This window comes from Comamonas piscis (assembly GCF_014109725.1).
Classification (GTDB): domain Bacteria; phylum Pseudomonadota; class Gammaproteobacteria; order Burkholderiales; family Burkholderiaceae_C; genus Comamonas; species Comamonas piscis.
Map to the genome: position 1 here is coordinate 1,312,626 of NZ_CP058554.1, position 16,188 is coordinate 1,328,813.

The window sequence follows — 16,188 nt, forward strand, 5'->3', positions numbered from 1 at the left end:
TTTAAAGGGGCGTGCCACGGGTTTTGCGGATGCGCAGGCCGGCTGACAGCCCCCGTGGCGCGCGGTTGCGCAGCAGCAGCTCGCCCTCGTGGGCTTGGGCAATCGCATCCACAATGCTCAGGCCCAGGCCATGCCCTCCGGTGTCCTGGTTGCGCGATCCTTCACCACGCTCAAAAGGCTGGCGCATGCGCTCCAGATGGGTGTCAGGGATGCCGGGGCCACTGTCTTCCACGCCCATGTAGGCATGGGTCGCATCTTCATCCAGCACCACGCAGGCGCTGCCGGCATAGCGCAGTGCGTTGTCGATCAGGTTGTCCAGCGCGCGGCGCAGGTTCAGGGGCTGCCCCATCACGGGCGCACGGATATGGCCACGTATCTCCACCGGCTGGCCCAGCTCTTGCCGGTCCAGGCAGATGCTGCGGGCCAGCGCATCCATGTCAATCTGCTGCAGCGGGCCTTGGTGCTCGCGCGCCTTGATAAAGGCCAGGGTGCTGTCGATGAGGCTCTCCATACAGGCCAGATCGCCGCGCAGCTTGAGCTTGCCGCTGTCCAGATCGCGGCTATCCAATAACTCCAGACGCAGCCGCATGCGGGTGATGGGCGTGCGCAGGTCGTGCGATACGGCGGCCAGAAACTGCGTGCGCTCCTGCAGATTGGCGACAATGCGCTGCTGCATGCGATTCAGCGCATGGGCCGCTTGGCGCACTTCACGCGGGCCGTCCTCGGGCATGCGCGGCGCCGCGACCACATCGCGCTCCAATGCTTGCGCGGCCTGGCCCATGCGCAGCAACGGGGTCACCACCCAGCGCACCGCCAGCAGCACCAGCAACACCACCACCAAGATGCGGAACAGGTAGACGCGCAGCAGCACATCGGCCAGCACTTCCCAGCCGCTTTGCGCATGCCAGCCCGGGCTTAGCTGCGTGTCCAGCACCAGCCAGCGGCCGGGGGCCAGTTCGATTTGCAAGCCATAGTCCACCGTGAAGGGGCTGAGCCCAAAGTAGCTCGACTGCGGCACCGCGTGGCCCTGCGCATCCACCAACCGCAAGCGCTGCAACTGGGCGGTGCCCGCCTGCGGCAGCCGTGCATGCAGCACACGGTTGACCAGTTCTTCGGCCTCTTGGTGCAGCTCGGCATCTTCGACCGGATAGCGGGCTTGCACTTGGTCCAGCACCCGGGCTTGCAGACCGGGGCTCGCCAAGTAGGCCAGTGCCTGCGGGTCCTGGCCGTTGTTGGCCAGCACCTGCAACGCATCGGCCATGCGCTCGGCCGCCACGCGGGTGGGGGTCTCCAAGGTTTGGGTATGGCGCAGGTCCAGCCAGATGCTGCTGGTGAGGAACTGCGTGGCCAGCATGCCAACGGCCAGCACCAGCACCAGGCGGCCAAACAGGGTATCGGGCAACAGGCGGGCGAGCTTGCCGCGCCCGTTGCGGGGTGCCGCAGCCACGGCCTCAGTCGCCATGCGCAGGCGGCGGCACCAGCATATAGCCCTCATGCCGCACAGTGCGGATGATCTGCGGCTTGCGGCTGTCCAGTTCGATATGGCCGCGCAGGCGGCTGATGCAGACATCAACCGCCCGGTCCGATGCCGCACGCTCCCGGCCAAAGGCCAGGTCCATCAGCTGGTCGCGGCTCACCGCCTGGTGCGGGTGGCGCAGCAGGTGTTCCAGAATGCGGTAGTCCGAGCTGGCCAGGCTGATCAGTACGTTGCTGGGGGAGAGCAGGTGGCGCTGGCTCAGGTCCAGCGTAAAGCGGCCAAAGCGCAGCAGCATTGGTGCTGGCGGCTCGGGCGCTGCTATTGAGGAGGCGGCATGGGGCCGCACGCGGCGCAGCACCGCGCGGATGCGGGCCAGCAGCTCCATCGGCTCAAAAGGCTTGTTCAGGTAATCATCCGCACCCAGCTCCAGGCCCACCACGCGGTTGAGCACGCTGTCGCGCGCCGTCAGCATGATGATGGGGATCTGCGCCGTGGCCGGGTTGGCGCGCAGCTGCTGGCACAGCACCATGCCATCGGCGCCGGGCAGCATGATGTCGAGCAGGATCAGATCGGGCAGGCGCTCGGCCAGCGCGGCCGCCATCTGCTCACCATCGCCCGCGCACTGGCTGTGCAGGCGCGACTTGGCCAGGTAGCTCACGATGAGCTCTCGCATGTCGGCGTCGTCTTCGACCACCAGGATCAGGGGCAGGTTTTCCATGGGTGCGGCGGCTATTGTAAACGGGACATGAGAATGAGAATACATTTCATTTCATTTCCGTACACGGCGAATACATCGCGGTGAGCCATCGTTTTTACAGTGCCAGCTTTGCAATCAAAAAGGCGGTTGGCATGTTGGTGAATCAAAAGCGCGCAGGGGTGGCAGGGGTGCCGGTTTGGCTGCGGTTGAGCCCGGTGGTGTGTGCCACCCTGGCAGTCTGTTCCCCGGCGGCATGGGCACAAACCGCGCCAGCGGATGCAGTCGCTGCCAAGCGCACGGCAGAGACCACCCAGCTTGAAGAAGTCGTGGTCAGCGCCGAATCCACCAATGCCAGCGAGGCCACGCGCTCGTACGAAAACCCGGCAGTCTCCAGCGCCACCGGCCTGCTGCTGACCCGCCGCGAAACCCCGCAGTCGGTCAGCGTGGTTACCCGCCAGCAGATGGACGACGAGAACGTGCAGACCCTGGACGATGCCCTGCTCAACGCCACCGGCATCTCGGCCACCCAGCTCGACGTGGGCGGCCGCACCAGCTACCGCGCGCGGGGCTTCGAGATCACCAACTTCCGCGTGGATGGTGCGCTGTCCAACGGCTCGACGGGCTTCTCTGGCCAAGGCTTGGCGCTCAATATGGATCTGTATGACCGGGTCGAGATCCTGCGCGGTGCCAATGGCCTGCTGGGCGCTACCGGCGACCCGGCCGGTGTGGTGGACATGGTCCGCAAGGAGCCGCGCAAGACCCGTTTTGGCAGCGTGGGCGTGACCCTGGGCAGCCATGGCGGCCGCCACCTGACTGCCGATTTGAACCAGCCGCTCAATGCCGATGGCAGCGTGCGCTCGCGCTTCGTGTTTAGCGGCGATGATTCCAACACCTTCCGTGATCGCGAGAAGGACAAGTCCCTGGGCCTGCTGGCCAGCTTTGCCGCCGACATCACCCGCGACACCAAGGCCAGCCTGGGCCTGCAGTATGAGCGCCGCCGCATCGATGGCGCGACCTGGGGCACCAATGTGCCGATCTGGTACGCCGATGGCACGGAGACCAACTTCAAGCGCAGCTTGAACTCCTCGGCCGACTGGAGTTACAGCGAGCGCGAGAGCAAGACCATTTTTGGTGCGCTGGAACACCGCTTTGACAACAACTGGACGACCAAGCTCTCGGGCGCTTGGACACGCGGCGATGTGGACAGCCACCTGGCAGTGGCCAAGGCCAACCGGGGTACGGTCTCTGCCGGCTACTGGGCGCAGGACGGCAGCGGTGCCTACCTGAACACCTATTTGTCCGAAGCGCAAAGCACCACCAAGAACCTGCAGTGGACCTTGAACGGCCCCTTCGAGGCGCTGGGCCGCCGCCACCAGTTCATGATGGGCGCGAACTACAACGACAACGAATCGACCGCCTATGGCCTGGACTGCTTCAACAGCGCAGGCAAGTCGGTCGCTTGCATGAACCGCATCAGCAACGGCTTTGCGATTGGCGACTGGCGCGAGTTCATCCGGTCGGGCGAGGGCATTGGCGAAGTGACCACCGCCCGCAATGGCAAGGACACTGTCACCCGCATCAAGACCTATGGCACCTATGCGGCCACGCGTTTGAGCATCACCGATCCGCTGTCGGTGATTGTCGGTGCGCGTCTGAGCTGGCAGCGCAATTTCTCCAACGGTGTTGTTACCTCGGACTTCAGCCACCAGGTCACGCCTTACCTGGGCGCTGTGTATGACCTGAGCCGCAACTACTCGCTCTATGCCAGCTACACCGATGTGTTTGAAGCCCAGTCTCAGCGCCGGGTGGATGGCACCTACCTCGACCCCAAGTCCGGCACCGCGATGGAAGTGGGCGTCAAGGGCGAGTGGCTCGATGGCCAGTTCGATGGCTCGGTCGCCGTCTTCCGCAACAAGCAAAAGGATGTCGCCACCATTGCGCGCGATGCCGGTGGCGACCCGCTCTACGTGACCGGCGACGAGGGCGTGACCGCCTATGTCAATGGCCCATCGGGCGTGACAACCAAAGGCTTTGAAGTGGACTTCTCCGGCCGCATCACGCCGAGCTGGAACGTCTATGGTGGCTACACCTTCCTGTCGGTGAACAACCCCAACTCCACCGGTGCAGAAGATGACCCCAAGCACCTGCTGCGCCTGAACACCAGCTACCGCCTGCCCGGCAGCTGGAACAAGCTGACCCTGGGCACCGGCCTGACCGCGCAAAGCAAGATGCACCAGGTCGCCACCGGCACCAGCCACCCGACCGAAGGCGCCAATGTCAATATCGACCTGAAGGCCTACACCCTGTTCCATGCGATGGCGCGCTATGAGATCAACAAGGACCTGGTCGCCACCTTGAACATCTCCAACCTGTTCGACAAGACCTACTACCGCCAGTACGGCTTCTACTCGGGCGCCATCTACGGCGAGCCGCGTACCGTGCGTTTGAACCTGAAGGCGAACTTCTAAGCTACCTCGTTCCTAAGGCAGATCCGCCAAGATCTGCCCTTGCTGCAGCCCACTCTGCAGCCCTGGACTTTGCAGTGCCAGCCCTGTGCTGGCGCTGCAGAGTCCTTTTTTCTGGCCGGCAGGTTTATCGGTGCTGGAGCTCGTCCGCTATGCGCTGGCACCACACCTGGGCCTCCGTCTGCAGACCAAAGCTGCTCAGGTGCATCGCGCGCTCGCCTTGCACACGCAGTCGTAGCACGTAGTAAGGCCCATCTTCCGAGCTGCGCTCCAGCACACTGGGCGGCTCGATATCGGCATAGGGAATGGCGCGTGGTGGCAGGGGCAGGCGCCCATGGCGCACCAGGCAGCGCTGGCGCTTGTCAAAATGCAGCCGCAGGCAGCGCCCGCCTGCCAGGCAGAGGAAAAACGTGCCCAGCAACACCGGCAGCGTGATGCAGACCGCCAGCAGCAACAGCTGCCACCAAGGCAGGCCCCAGTGGCCATGCTGCAAAAAGGGCACCGGAATCAAAAACATCGCCAAGCCAATCACGGCGACAAACAGCCGCATCGGCCAGCTGATGTGCTCTGCGTAATGCAAGCCGTCTTCAGATTCGCGGAAGCCATGGGTCATGTCATGCCTTGTTGCGCGGTGTGTTCGAACCCCTTGCACGTGTTGGCCGGGGTAGGGGATTGGTTTTCGCTTGGCTCTGGATTCTACGGGGCAGTCCTTCGGCTTGGAAAGGCGAGGGTGCCCAGGCGCAAAAAAACCCGGATCTGCATGTCATGACAGACCCGGGACTAGCAAGTAGTAGTAGGTGCTGCGCGTCGCTCAGGCTTCAGGCAGCTGGTACACAAAACGGTAGGAATGCTCGCCGTTGTCGATCGTGATCTGCATGCTGCCGCGCAGGCCCTGCAGCGCCTCGGTGGCGGAATCAGGCACGACCGTGATGCTTTGCGTGGACTGGCCCTGCGCCATGCTGGCGCTGTGCTGCAGCACAAAGCTGCCGCTGCGGCCATGCAGTCTACCGTGGACCCGCTCCATCGCCACATAGCCGGCAGATCCGGGTGTGCTGCTGCGGAACGACAGCATCTCGCCTTGGCTCGTCGCCTGAAGATCACCGCTGAATTGCTTGTCCAGCGAGAGTCGGCCCAAGCCCGTGGCTTCGGCAACCGGGCTGAGGCCTTCGGGTTGCAGCTTGATATCAAAGCGTCCTGTGGCGATGTGGTCCATGGCAAGTTCCAGGCAAAAATGGCATTCTTGCACGATACTGTATTTATGTACAGCTATCGCCTTTGATCTAGTAGTCGGATGGCTTGGCCGGCGTTTGCGAGGTCTGGAGTTGGTCGCCATAGCCCTTGAGCATGTCTTGCAGCGCCTGGTCATTGCGGGTAAAGGCGCGGCAGCGAAAGCAGATCATGCGGTGCTGCCAGGCAGCAATCTTGGTGGCAGTGCCCGCGTCTTCCAGTTGCCCGGAGGTCAGTTGAAAAATGTAGTCACGGCACTTCATGTCGCCCTTTCTTGGTCAAACCAGTTTTGGTGCAGGCACAGTTGCAGCTGCTTGCGCGCGCGGCTCATGCACTGCCAGTAATCGGCCTTGGTGATGCCCAAGGTGCTGCAAATCTCGTCCGCCTCGCATTCCAGAAACTCCTTCATCGAGAACACCCGGGCAGGCTTGGCGGGCAGCTTGTGTACGCACAGGTCGACGATGCTGAAAAACTGGTCGTTCTGCAGTTGTTGCTGCGGGTTGACCCAGCTAGCAGGCGCCACGCCGTCGACCCAGTGGCCCCGCTTGTCGAACAGAACCTGGTCGAGGTCGTCGTTAAAGGCTTCGTCATAGCTCAGCGGTGCCCGGTATTTCTGGCGCAGGCGGTCGCTGATCTTGTTGCGCAAAATGCCAAACAGGTAGCTCTTGGCCTGGGCCGGGTCAAAGCTGTCAGGCTCCAGCAGCAGCAAGGCGGTCAGCGTATCTTGCACCGCATCTTCAGCCTCTTCCCGCGAGGGCAGGTGCAGCTGGGCAACGCGCAGCATGGGGCTGCGCCACTGTTGGGTGATGTCTGCTGCAATGCTGTGCATCTCTGCCTTTGCTTATGACTTGTGACAACGGTCCAGCGACCAGCGGCCCGGCCCTTGGCTGGCAATCGCTACCAGCATGATGCCCAGCATCAAGGGTACCTTGAAGCCCAGGCCATCATCGCTGTCGATCTGGTTCCAGCCGGCCCAGCCCAGGTCGAAGTGCACGCTGTACACGGCCACATAGGTGATGAAGATCAAGCCCAGCGCCGCGATGCGCGATGCCAGACCCATGATCAGCGCCACGCCTAACACCAGCTCGGCAACGCCTGCCACACCCCAGTTGAGGCTGGCGGGCAGCCAGCTGACGGGGATGGGAAAGTCCAGGCCCGCAAACCAGGCTGGGGCCTCCCAACCGGATGACAGTTTACGAAAGCCCGCCAGCGCAAACTCCTGCCCCACCCACAGGCGCAGCAGCAGCAGGCCCAGGCCATCACACTTCTCGCGTGCTTTCGCGCTCAATGAATTCAAGGAATGCATCTTTCATATCTCCATAGTAGGCGGAGCTCCAGCGCGAATCGCGTACAAAGGCGGCGATCAATTCGCGCCATGACGCTTCGCCCAATCGCTCGCGCAGTTCGGGGAAACTTGCCTCTACCAATTGGCTGGCGCCCAAAAAAACCAGGTGGCGATAGGCACGCATGCCGTTGTCGCTGTAACCCAGGGGTACTTCGTCGGACACGCCTCTCACATAGTTGTAGAAGTCCGTAGACATGCCAGCTCCTGGTTGATGACATCCATGCCGGGGATATCGTTGTCCCATTCCAGCAGCACGGGGGTGCCGTGGCGCTCAGCCAGTGTGCGTGCCAGCTGCTGCGTGTGTGCCTCCACCGGTTGGCTGTGTGTGTCCAGGAACAGGTCAAAGCGGTCGTCGAACTCATGGCCGGCCACATGCATGTAGCTGATGCGTTCCATGCCCAGGCGCTGCACAAACTCGCTGGGGCTCAGGCCGCCGTGGTTCTTGTGGTTGACGGACAGGTTGTTCAGGTCGAGCAGCAGATGGCAGTCTGCCCGCTCCAGCACAAGACCGAGGAAATCCGCCTCCGGCATTGCGCCGATGTTGGTGTACCAGGTCGTGTTCTCAATGGCGATGCGCATGCCCAATGCATCCTGCACCGCCCGTATGCGGTCTGCAATGCGGTGCGCATGCAGGACGGTAAAGGGAACGGCAAACAGATCGTAGAGCTGGTAGCTGTCGCCGCTGGCAGCCAGGTGGTCGGAGTAGAGCGGCGCGCCCAGGTCCGTTATCAGCTGGCGCAGATCGCGCAGGAATGACTGGTCTAGGGCGGCGGCGCCCCCTAGATTCAGCGCCACGCCATGCAGGTGCACCGGGCGGCCGGAGGCGATCAAGGCATGCAGCGGATCCAGATCCCGGCGTACCCAGTTCTCGGGTGCGACTTCAAAGAAGTCGGCTTGGACTGCGGACATGTCCCAGTCCAGCATTTCGCGTCTGAAGCCAAGGCCAATCATGGAGCGTCCCTCTCGTGGATGGCAGGGGCCAGCGCAATGCGGCCCACCGCCCTGGTTACTCGCCAAAACTATCGCCCTGCGGCAAGGTACCGGCCATGCGGGCCTGGGTGGCGCCCTTGATTACCTCGGCGCGGCTGGGGCCCATGCCTCGCTCATGGCTGTTGAACTGAAACTCATCGTTCTTGAGCAGCAGCATGCCGCTGTTGCGGGCCTGGACAAAGTCGGCCTGCACCTGGGCACGGGTCAGGTTGCTGCTTCCCTTTGCAAAAGGCGGGTAGTCCGAGCCATTGCCGACGGGATCGGTGCTCATCGCGTGGGCGCTGCCGCCGAAGGCCAGGCTGACTGCAAGAATGAAGCGGGTGGTGGTGGTGTTAAACATGGCAGTGGGTACTTTCTGCAAATGGCTTGGGTGAGGGAGTGGAGCCCACCCAAGGAGCGTGTGGATTAGGAAACCTGTTGGCGCGATCAGTGGGAACCTGCGCCATCCATCTTGGAACCGCTGTCGTCCTTCTTTGAACCGCTGTCGTCCTTCTTGGAGCAACCGCCATCTTTCTTAGAGCAGCCACCGTCCTTCTTGGAGCAGCCAGCATCTTTCTTGGAACCATGGGCGTCCTTGGGGCTCGATTCTTTCTTGCCACAGGCGCCGGGGCCACAGCCGGTGTCATGGCTGCCAGCTGCCCAGGCAGAGGTGGCGAGTACAGCAGCGGCCAAGGTGGTGAGGGTCTTGAGTTTCATGGTCTATTTCCTGGAAATGAAAGGATGAAAGTGCACAGCACAGCGCTGCCACGTTGATGAAGTCGTTTGACTGCATCGATTCCTGACATCTTTTAGAAAATATTTATGGAGGCCTCGAAAATGCGGGCGTTGGCAAGGCTTGGCCTGCGCCTGAAGCGGCGTGCCCTTTTTGGAAGAGCAGCGTGGCTGAGAGGCCTCAGCGCCGCTTCAGGAATCTGTCTCTGTCAGGGTTTCAACGCAGGATCGAGCCGCAGCTGCAGCAGCGCGCCAGCGATCAGCGCATGCATGCCCTGGGCCAGATCGCCTTCCATCTCGGCGGTCTCGGCTTCAAAGCTGGTTTGCACCACGGTCTCCTGGCGCGCGGCGGAGTAGACCGAATCGGCAGCGGCCAGGCCATGGAAGGCGATGGTCGCCAGCAGCTGGCGCGACTGGTCCTTGTCGATGCGGTAGGCCTGCGCCACCTCTTGCTGGTGCGCATCGATCTTCTGCAGCATGGCGGGGGTGGCGACCAGCCTGCGGATCACATAGGGCGTCACACCCGGATAGGTTTTGGCGAACTCACGCACCGAGTCGCTGAAGCGGAGCAGGTAATCCTGCAGACCCTCATGCACCCCCACCTTGGGCAGAGAAAACTCCCAGCGCCTGAAGATCTCCTCAGCCACCATGTGCTTGAGCTCGGCCAGGCTCGGCACATGCTTGTACAGCGCCATATGGGTGACGCCCAGCGCGCTGGCCACGCCCACAAAGGTGATGTGCGGCAAGCCGATCTCTATGCCCGCATCGGCGATGCGCTCTTGCGTGATCAGGCGCGGTCGTCCGCGCGGGGCTGCTTTCTTCTCTGGGTCCATGGTCTCTCCGGGTGCTCGCCCATTGTCAGCCATACCGCGTTGGAGATAGCTGTAAAAGGTGTACGGTAATCATTTAGTTTAGTATGATGCAACTAATTATTGTTCCTGTTGCGTTTCGCATTGCTGTTGTCTGTTTTTTGGAAGACCGGCACATGGATCACGCAGTGCCCGCGCCTTGATGGCGGCGGCACATGCACGGGGCGTTGCTTTGTTTTTCTCTAGGTCTTGCTCCCATGCATGCTCATGACGCGGCTTCTGCCGCAGCCCCAGGCTCCGGTCCCATCCGCCGGGTGCTCCACCCGATTCGCGGGCGTTTGATGGCCGCGGCCGCGCTGTCGGGCTTGGGTTCCATGCTCAGCCTGGTGCCGCTGGCGGCAATGGTGCGCATGGCCCAGCTTGCGTTGGCTGAGCCCGCCGATACCGCCGGCATCTGGGCTTTGTTGGGGCCAGCGCTGGGCAGCTTGTTTGGTGCGGCGCTGCTGATGCTGGCGGGCGAGGTGCTGGCCCATATGGCAGACAACCAGCTCAGCCATGGCCTGCGAATGGCCGCTGTGCAGCGGCTGGGCCAGGTGCCGCTGGGCTGGTTCAGCAGCCGCACATCGGGCGAGGTCAAGCAGGTGCTGCAAGACGACATCGCCACCTTGCACAGCCTGAGCGCGCATTTCTACACCTCGGTGGCACGTGCGGGCGGCGCGATTGTGGTTGCGGTGGTTTATCTGCTGGCGCAGGACTGGCGCATGGCCTTGATCGCCTTGCTGCCGTTCCCTGGCTATGTCTGGTTTCTGCGCCGCGCGCTGCAGGCCAGTGGCGCGCAGATGAGCGTGTTTGCCGGCCATATGGGGCGCATCCAGTCGGCCGCCGTGGCCTTTGTTGCCGGCATGCCCGTCATCAAGGCCTTTGGCAACAGCGGCCAAGGCATGGCCAGCTACCAGGGCGCGGTCGATGCGTTTGCGCAGGCGTTCAGAGATTTTGTGCGCCCCCTTGTCGGCGCGATGGCCCATGCCCATGGCATGGCCGCCCCCGTCACCGTGTTGGGCTTTGTACTGGCCGGTGGTTGCCTGCTGGGCAGCCTGGGTGTGTTGGCCCCTCTGGATCTGCTGCCCTTTGTGCTGGTCGCTCCCGGTATCTGCGCGCCGGTGCTGCTGCTGCACACCTTGCTGCATGACCTGCAGGGCGCCACCGCTGCAGCACAGCGTGTGCTGACGCTGCTCGACACGCCCGTGCTGCCGCAACCCGCGCCCAGCGAGCAGCAGCAACCGCTGAACAACCACCTCTGTTTTGACCAGGTCGGCTATGCCTATGGCCCGGGCCAGCAGGCGTTGGCGGGCATCAGCTTCCAACTCCAACCCGGAACGGTCACCGCCATCGTCGGCCCCTCGGGCGCCGGCAAAACCACCATCGCGCGCTTGCTGCTGCGCTTTTTTGACCCGACCGAAGGCCGCATCACCCTGGGCGGCGCCGATCTGCGCGCCATCGGCAGCGCCGAGCTCTACCAGCGCATAGGCTTTGTGCTGCAGGATGTGCGCCTGATACAGGCCAGCCTGCGCGACAACATAGCGCTGGGCCGGCCCGGCGCGAGCCAGGCCGATATAGAAGCCGCCGCACGCGCCGCCGATGTGCATGACTGCATAGCAGCGCTGCCACGCGGCTATGACGCGGTGCTGGGCGAGGACGCGCAGCTCTCCGGTGGCGAGCGCCAGCGCATCAGCATTGCCCGCGCCGTGCTGATGTATGCGCCCATCCTGGTGCTGGACGAGGCCACCGCCGCTGCGGATGCCGATAGCGAGGCAGCGATTCAGCACGCGCTGTCGCGCTTCGCGCAAGGCCGCACGGTGCTGGTGATCGCCCACCGGCTGGACACCGTCATGCAGGCCGACCAGATATTGGTGATTGACGAAGGGCGCCTCGTCGAACAGGGCCGCCATGCCGATCTACTGGCTAAAGGTGGGCGCTATGCCCGCCTATGGCGCGAAGGTGGCTATGCCGCTGCGCAGGAGGCCAGCCCATGCTGAAAACCCTGAACCTGCTGCTGGGCGAGCAGGCCCCGTTGCTGCGCCGCTACGCCTGGATGGCGGCTTTGTATGGCGTGCTCTGCGGCCTTTGCACTGCGCTGCTGCTGCCGCTGATGACGCAGCTTTTGCAAGCCCAGTGGCGCGGCGCTGGCGCCTGGCTGCTGGCTCTGCTGGCCGCCGTGGTGCTGGCCTGGTGGTGGCGCGGCCGGGTGGAGCAGGCGGGGGTAGGGGTGGGCGTAGCGGTATTGCAAACCGGCCGCCACCGACTGGGTGCCCATGTGGCGCGCTTGCCCATGGGCTGGTTCAACGCGCAGAACACCGCCAAGGTCAGCCACCTGGTCACCCAGGGGATGATGGCCGTGGCGCAATTGCCCGCCCATGTGTTCACCCCCGTCATCAGTGGTGTGGTGGCGCCCCTGGTGGTGCTGGCGCTGCTGTTTGTGCAGGACTGGCGCCTGGGCCTGGTGGGGCTTGTGGCCTTGCCCTTGCTGCTGGGCGTGCTGCTGTTGACCGCCCGCATGGGCCGCTGGGCCGATGCCGCGTTTCAGCATGACTTTGCGCAAGCCGGCCAGCGCATGGTGGAGTTTGCGCAGGCGCAATCCGTGTTGAGAGCTTTCCAGGGCGGCGGGCAGAGCACCCGCTTTGTGGCGCAGGCGATGGAGCAGCAGCGCCAGTCGGCCGGGCGTTTGATTGCGGTGTCTGCGCTGTCGTCGGTGCTCAATGTCTGGGCCGTGCAGGCGGTGTTTGCGGCCTTGCTGGTTGCGGTCGTCATCGGCATCGATCCGCACAGCGCCCAGGTCTTGGCGCCTGGCCAGGTCATGGGCACGGTGCTGTCCATGCTGCTGATCAGCCGCTTTGTGGAGCCGCTGCTGGAGCTGGTCGGTTATGCCGATGCGCTGCGCAGCGCGCGCGGCCAGCTCGATGCGATGGACGCGCTGTTTGCGCAGCAGCCCCTGCCGCAAACGCAGCAGCCGCAGTGGCCGCGCGATGCATCGATCAGCCTGCGCGATGTGCATTTCTCCTATGGCGCAGACCAGCCCGCCGTGCTGCGCGGGCTCAACCTGCATGTGCCGCCCGGCAGCATGACGGCCTTGGTGGGGGCATCGGGCTCCGGCAAAAGCACCCTGGTGCGGCTGATGGCGCGCTTTTGGGATGTGGACCAGGGCGAGGTGCTGATTGGAGGCACCGATGTGCGGCAGATGGACGAGGCGCAACTGGCCGCGCAGATCAGCCAGATCTTTCAGGACAGCTATTTGTTTGCCGGCAGCATGGCCGACAACATCCGCATCGGCCGGCCCGGTGCCAGCGATGCAGCGCTGTGGGAGGCTGCGCGCCAGGCAGGGGTGGACAGCATCGCCCAGCGCCTGCCCGGCGGCATGGACAGCCCCGTGGGCGAGGGCGGCGCCCAGCTCTCGGGCGGCGAACGCCAGCGCATTGCGATTGCCCGCGCCCTTATCAAGGATGCGCCGATCTTGCTGGTGGACGAGGCCACCGCTGCGCTCGATACCGAGAACCAGGCGCTGGTTGCCCATACCCTTGCTCGTTTGCGCGGCCAGCACACCGTGGTGGTGATTGCGCACCAGCTGTCGACCATTGCCATGGCCGATCAGGTGCTGGTGCTGGAAGGTGGCCAGGTGGTGGAGCAGGGCACACCGGCGCAACTGGCAGCACAGCATGGCCGCTACGCGCAGTGGCTGGCCCAGCGCGCGCAGGCCCAGGGCTGGCGCATGGCGGCAGGCGAGGAGCGGGTGTGATGCGGCTGCGCTGGTGGTTGGGCTTTGCACTGCTGTGCCTGGCGTCCCTGTTGGTAGGGGCGCGCCAGATGGCCTGGTCGCAGCTCTGGGCCTTCTCGGGCGGTTCCGGCGATGCCTGGCTTACCTTGACGGCCAGCCGGCTGCCGCGCCTGGCCGCGCTGGTGTTGACCGGTGCAGGCCTGGCCGTCTGCGGCGTGATCCTGCAGCACATAGTGCGCAACAAATTCGTGGAGCCTGGTACCTCGGGCGGGCTCGATGCCGCCAAGCTAGGCATCCTGATCGCGATGACCTTGGTGCCCTCGGCTGGTGCCCCGGGCCGCATGGCGCTGGCGCTGCTGTTCTGCTTTGCATCCAGCCTGCTCTATGTCGCGATCATCGCGCGCATCCGTTTCAAGAACACCGTCCTGGTGCCCGTGATCGGGCTGATGTACGGCAGCGTGCTCAGCGCCGTGGCCGAGTTCTATGCCTACCGCCACAACATCCTGCAAAGCATGCAGGGCTGGCTGCTGGGCGATTTTTCGCGCATCGTGCAAGGCCATTACGAGATGCTCTACATCATCCTGCCCGTCGTGGCGCTGGCCTATCTCTATGCCCAGCGCTTTACCGTGCTGGGCATGGGGGAGGAGATGGCTACTAGCTTGGGGCTAGGCTATGCGGCCACCGCCACTTTGGGGCTGGTGCTGGTAGCCGTCACCGTCTCGGCCACCGTCATCGCCGTCGGCGCCATCCCCTTTGTCGGCCTGGTCGTGCCGCAGCTGGTGGCCTTGTACAAGGGCGACCACCTGGCCCGCAACCTGCCGCTGGTAGCGCTGGGCGGTGCCAGCCTGCTGCTGGTTTGCGATATCGCCGGGCGCCTGCTGATCTATCCGTTTGAGGTGCCCATTGGCCTTACCGCAGGCGCCTTAGGCGGCGTGGTGTTCCTGGTGCTGATTCTGCGGGGACGGCGATGAAGCGCGCTACCACCCTGAAGGCCGTGAGCACCCGCCATGCGCTGTGGCTGGGCATCGCCGTGCTGGCCCTGGGCTTTGTGCTGCTGGGCTCGGGCCTGGACCTGGGCTATGTCATCCCCCGGCGTTTGCTGCGGCTGGCTGCTATTGCGCTGGGCGGCATCTGCGTGGCGGTGTCGGCCATCGTGTTCCAAACGTTGATGGGCAACCGCATCCTGACCCCCGCCATCATGGGCTACGAGGCGGTGTTCTTGCTATGGCAGGCATTGCTGCTGCTGGTGCTGGGCGCGCAGGGCATGGGCATGCTGGGTGAGAGGGGCAACTTCCTGGTGTCGGTCGCGCTGATGCTGGTGTATTCCTGGGGCCTGCAGCGCTGGCTGCTGCGCCGGGGGCAGGGCGATATCTATGTGCTGCTGCTCGTCGGTCTGGTGCTGACCATGGTGATCGGCACCTTCACCCAGTTTGTGCAGCTGCGCATCAGCCCGGGCGAGTTTGCCGTGTTCCAGGGCATGAGCTATGCGTCCTTCAACCGTGCCCGGCCCGATACCTTGGCCTATGCGGCGCTGGCCGTGGGTGCGGTATGCCTGGTGTTGCACAAAACCCTGCCGGTGCTGGATGTGATGGCGTTGGGCCGCGAGCAGGCCATCTCGCTGGGCGTGCCCCATGCGCGCTGCATGCGCCTGTACCTGGCCTTGGTGGCGGTGCTGGTGGCGGTATCTACCAGCCTCATCGGGCCAACAGCCTTTATGGGCATCTTTGTGGCCAACATCGTCTATGCGCTGGCACCGCAATGGCGCCACCGCAGCACCTTGCCGATGGGCTGCGCTGTCGCCATCGCCATCTTCCTGGTAGCGCAGCTGCTGGTGGAGCATGTTTTCAACTACAAGACCACCGTCAGCATCCTGGTCAATCTTGTCTGCGGTGCTTACTTTCTGGCGCTGACTTTGCGCGGTCGGGCTCTCTCATGATCATTGTCAGCAACCTCCATAAATCCTATGGCAGCCGCGCCGTGCTGTCCGGCGTCAGCACCGCCTTCCCTGCCGGGCGCATCACCTCGCTGATCGGCCCCAATGGTGCCGGCAAATCCACCTTGCTGATGATGATCGCCCGCCTGCTGGCGCCCAGCAGTGGCGAGATCCAGTTGGACGGCCGCAGCATTGCCACCATCTCGGTGGCGCACTATGCGCTGCGCATCGCCACCCTGCGCCAGTCGCCCGGTTTTCAGATGCGCTTGACGGTCGAAGAGCTGGTCGGCTTTGGCCGCTTTCCGCACCACCGGGGCACGTTGACGAGCAAAGACCAGCAAGCCGTCGATGAGGCCATCGCGTTCCTGTCGCTGGAGCCGCTGCGCCACGCCTATATCGACGAGATCAGTGGCGGCCAGCGGCAGATGGCCTTTTTGGCGATGACCATTGCCCAGCAGACCGATGTGCTGCTGCTCGACGAGCCGCTGAACAACCTGGACATGAAGCATGCCGTGCAGATCATGCGCGCGCTGCGCAGGCTTTGCGACGAGGCCGGCCGCACGGTGATTCTGGTCATCCACGACATCAACTTTGCTGCCAATTACTCTGACCACATCGTCGCGCTCAAAGGCGGAATGCTGTGCTTCAGCGGGCCTATCGACACCGTCATCTCCGAAGCCAATCTGTCGCAGCTGTTCGAGCTGCGGTTTGACATCAGCCGCACCGCGCAGGGATGCCTGTGCAACTACTTCAAGACCTAGGAAA

18 protein-coding genes are annotated in these 16,188 nt (G+C 63.9%); 6 read left to right on the plus strand and 12 right to left on the minus strand.

The features are described from left to right. Position 1 precedes the first annotated feature (1 nt). Both HS961_RS05885 and HS961_RS05890 read right to left on the minus strand, forming a co-directional pair. Positions 2 to 1,462, minus strand: a complete 1,461-nt coding sequence (locus HS961_RS05885) for an ATP-binding protein (RefSeq protein ID WP_182326818.1) — start codon at positions 1,460 to 1,462, stop codon at positions 2 to 4. Then, positions 1,452 to 2,195: a response regulator gene (locus HS961_RS05890; protein WP_182326819.1), complete on the minus strand. Its 744-nt coding sequence runs from the start codon at positions 2,193 to 2,195 to the stop codon at positions 1,452 to 1,454. The genes HS961_RS05885 and HS961_RS05890 overlap by 11 nt, the downstream gene beginning before the upstream one ends. A 131-nt stretch (positions 2,196 to 2,326) precedes the next feature. Between HS961_RS05890 and HS961_RS05895 the strand changes: the two genes are divergently transcribed. Beyond that, complete coding sequence (locus HS961_RS05895) at positions 2,327 to 4,642, plus strand: TonB-dependent siderophore receptor (RefSeq protein WP_182326820.1); 2,316 nt, start codon at positions 2,327 to 2,329, stop codon at positions 4,640 to 4,642. 124 nt (positions 4,643 to 4,766) lie between these two features. Here HS961_RS05895 and HS961_RS05900 read toward each other — a convergent pair whose 3' ends face one another. The 10 genes from HS961_RS05900 to HS961_RS05945 all read right to left on the minus strand — a co-directional run bounded on the left by HS961_RS05900 (position 4,767) and on the right by HS961_RS05945 (position 9,745). Next, positions 4,767 to 5,252 carry a hypothetical protein gene (locus HS961_RS05900; RefSeq protein WP_182326821.1) on the minus strand — a complete coding sequence of 162 codons (486 nt, stop codon included), beginning with the start codon at positions 5,250 to 5,252 and terminating at the stop codon, positions 4,767 to 4,769. Between the two features lie 198 nt (positions 5,253 to 5,450). Then, positions 5,451 to 5,852, minus strand: a complete 402-nt coding sequence (locus tag HS961_RS05905; RefSeq protein WP_182326822.1) for a DUF3224 domain-containing protein — start codon at positions 5,850 to 5,852, stop codon at positions 5,451 to 5,453. A gap of 67 nt (positions 5,853 to 5,919) precedes the next feature. Next, positions 5,920 to 6,129, minus strand: a complete 210-nt coding sequence (locus HS961_RS05910) for a hypothetical protein (RefSeq protein ID WP_182326823.1) — start codon at positions 6,127 to 6,129, stop codon at positions 5,920 to 5,922. Then, positions 6,126 to 6,695, minus strand: a complete 570-nt coding sequence (locus tag HS961_RS05915; protein WP_182326824.1) for a sigma-70 family RNA polymerase sigma factor — start codon at positions 6,693 to 6,695, stop codon at positions 6,126 to 6,128. Before HS961_RS05915 ends, HS961_RS05910 begins: the two co-directional genes overlap by 4 nt. Before the next feature lie 12 nt (positions 6,696 to 6,707). Next, complete coding sequence (locus tag HS961_RS05920) at positions 6,708 to 7,163, minus strand: DoxX family protein (protein ID WP_238347808.1); 456 nt, start codon at positions 7,161 to 7,163, stop codon at positions 6,708 to 6,710. After that, complete coding sequence (locus HS961_RS05925; RefSeq protein ID WP_182326826.1) at positions 7,126 to 7,407, minus strand: putative DNA-binding domain-containing protein; 282 nt, start codon at positions 7,405 to 7,407, stop codon at positions 7,126 to 7,128. The genes HS961_RS05920 and HS961_RS05925 overlap by 38 nt, the downstream gene beginning before the upstream one ends. After that, positions 7,380 to 8,120, minus strand: a complete 741-nt coding sequence (locus HS961_RS05930) for a DUF692 domain-containing protein (RefSeq protein WP_238347809.1) — start codon at positions 8,118 to 8,120, stop codon at positions 7,380 to 7,382. The genes HS961_RS05925 and HS961_RS05930 overlap by 28 nt, the downstream gene beginning before the upstream one ends. A gap of 97 nt (positions 8,121 to 8,217) precedes the next feature. Further along, on the minus strand, positions 8,218 to 8,541 hold the full coding sequence (locus HS961_RS05935) for a DUF4148 domain-containing protein (RefSeq protein WP_182326828.1): 324 nt from the start codon (positions 8,539 to 8,541) through the stop codon (positions 8,218 to 8,220). A gap of 86 nt (positions 8,542 to 8,627) precedes the next feature. Further along, on the minus strand, positions 8,628 to 8,897 hold the full coding sequence (locus HS961_RS05940) for a hypothetical protein (protein ID WP_182326829.1): 270 nt from the start codon (positions 8,895 to 8,897) through the stop codon (positions 8,628 to 8,630). A 224-nt stretch (positions 8,898 to 9,121) separates the two neighbouring features. Continuing rightward, the gene (locus HS961_RS05945; protein ID WP_182326830.1) at positions 9,122 to 9,745 is read right to left on the minus strand and encodes a TetR/AcrR family transcriptional regulator; all 624 of its coding nucleotides are present in this window, start codon (positions 9,743 to 9,745) and stop codon (positions 9,122 to 9,124) included. Positions 9,746 to 9,978: 233 nt separating this feature from the next. On the opposite strand from HS961_RS05945, the gene HS961_RS05950 reads away from it, so the two are divergent. Genes HS961_RS05950 through HS961_RS05970 form a run of 5 tightly spaced genes read left to right on the plus strand, consistent with a single transcriptional unit; the run spans position 9,979 to position 16,184 of the window. After that, entirely contained in the window at positions 9,979 to 11,757 is a 1,779-nt protein-coding gene (locus tag HS961_RS05950; RefSeq protein ID WP_182326831.1) for an ABC transporter ATP-binding protein, read from the plus strand. After that, positions 11,751 to 13,511, plus strand: coding sequence for an ABC transporter ATP-binding protein (locus HS961_RS05955; RefSeq protein WP_182326832.1), 1,761 nt, complete (start codon positions 11,751 to 11,753; stop codon positions 13,509 to 13,511). Before HS961_RS05950 ends, HS961_RS05955 begins: the two co-directional genes overlap by 7 nt. Then, positions 13,511 to 14,461 (plus strand): ABC transporter permease, encoded by a 951-nt coding sequence (locus HS961_RS05960; protein WP_182326833.1) that lies wholly within the window; start codon positions 13,511 to 13,513, stop codon positions 14,459 to 14,461. Before HS961_RS05955 ends, HS961_RS05960 begins: the two co-directional genes overlap by 1 nt. Next, positions 14,458 to 15,426 carry an iron chelate uptake ABC transporter family permease subunit gene (locus HS961_RS05965; RefSeq protein ID WP_182326834.1) on the plus strand — a complete coding sequence of 323 codons (969 nt, stop codon included), beginning with the start codon at positions 14,458 to 14,460 and terminating at the stop codon, positions 15,424 to 15,426. The genes HS961_RS05960 and HS961_RS05965 overlap by 4 nt, the downstream gene beginning before the upstream one ends. Continuing rightward, positions 15,423 to 16,184, plus strand: coding sequence for an ABC transporter ATP-binding protein (locus HS961_RS05970; protein WP_182326835.1), 762 nt, complete (start codon positions 15,423 to 15,425; stop codon positions 16,182 to 16,184). Before HS961_RS05965 ends, HS961_RS05970 begins: the two co-directional genes overlap by 4 nt. Positions 16,185 to 16,188 lie beyond the last annotated feature (4 nt).

Excerpts from the sequence above, each read along its gene's own strand:
- HS961_RS05885 (WP_182326818.1), bottom strand. The coding sequence starts at position 1,462 with ATGGCGACTGAGGCCGTGGCTGCGGCACCCCGCAACGGGCGCGGCAAG.
- HS961_RS05890 (WP_182326819.1), bottom strand. The coding sequence starts at position 2,195 with ATGGAAAACCTGCCCCTGATCCTGGTGGTCGAAGACGACGCCGACATG.
- HS961_RS05895 (WP_182326820.1), top strand. The coding sequence starts at position 2,327 with ATGTTGGTGAATCAAAAGCGCGCAGGGGTGGCAGGGGTGCCGGTTTGG.
- HS961_RS05900 (WP_182326821.1), bottom strand. The coding sequence starts at position 5,252 with ATGACCCATGGCTTCCGCGAATCTGAAGACGGCTTGCATTACGCAGAG.
- HS961_RS05905 (WP_182326822.1), bottom strand. The coding sequence starts at position 5,852 with ATGGACCACATCGCCACAGGACGCTTTGATATCAAGCTGCAACCCGAA.
- HS961_RS05910 (WP_182326823.1), bottom strand. The coding sequence starts at position 6,129 with ATGAAGTGCCGTGACTACATTTTTCAACTGACCTCCGGGCAACTGGAA.
- HS961_RS05915 (WP_182326824.1), bottom strand. The coding sequence starts at position 6,695 with ATGCACAGCATTGCAGCAGACATCACCCAACAGTGGCGCAGCCCCATG.
- HS961_RS05925 (WP_182326826.1), bottom strand. The coding sequence starts at position 7,407 with ATGTCTACGGACTTCTACAACTATGTGAGAGGCGTGTCCGACGAAGTA.
- HS961_RS05930 (WP_238347809.1), bottom strand. The coding sequence starts at position 8,120 with ATGTCCGCAGTCCAAGCCGACTTCTTTGAAGTCGCACCCGAGAACTGG.
- HS961_RS05935 (WP_182326828.1), bottom strand. The coding sequence starts at position 8,541 with ATGTTTAACACCACCACCACCCGCTTCATTCTTGCAGTCAGCCTGGCC.
- HS961_RS05940 (WP_182326829.1), bottom strand. The coding sequence starts at position 8,897 with ATGAAACTCAAGACCCTCACCACCTTGGCCGCTGCTGTACTCGCCACC.
- HS961_RS05945 (WP_182326830.1), bottom strand. The coding sequence starts at position 9,745 with ATGGACCCAGAGAAGAAAGCAGCCCCGCGCGGACGACCGCGCCTGATC.
- HS961_RS05950 (WP_182326831.1), top strand. The coding sequence starts at position 9,979 with ATGCATGCTCATGACGCGGCTTCTGCCGCAGCCCCAGGCTCCGGTCCC.
- HS961_RS05955 (WP_182326832.1), top strand. The coding sequence starts at position 11,751 with ATGCTGAAAACCCTGAACCTGCTGCTGGGCGAGCAGGCCCCGTTGCTG.
- HS961_RS05960 (WP_182326833.1), top strand. The coding sequence starts at position 13,511 with ATGCGGCTGCGCTGGTGGTTGGGCTTTGCACTGCTGTGCCTGGCGTCC.
- HS961_RS05965 (WP_182326834.1), top strand. The coding sequence starts at position 14,458 with ATGAAGCGCGCTACCACCCTGAAGGCCGTGAGCACCCGCCATGCGCTG.
- HS961_RS05970 (WP_182326835.1), top strand. The coding sequence starts at position 15,423 with ATGATCATTGTCAGCAACCTCCATAAATCCTATGGCAGCCGCGCCGTG.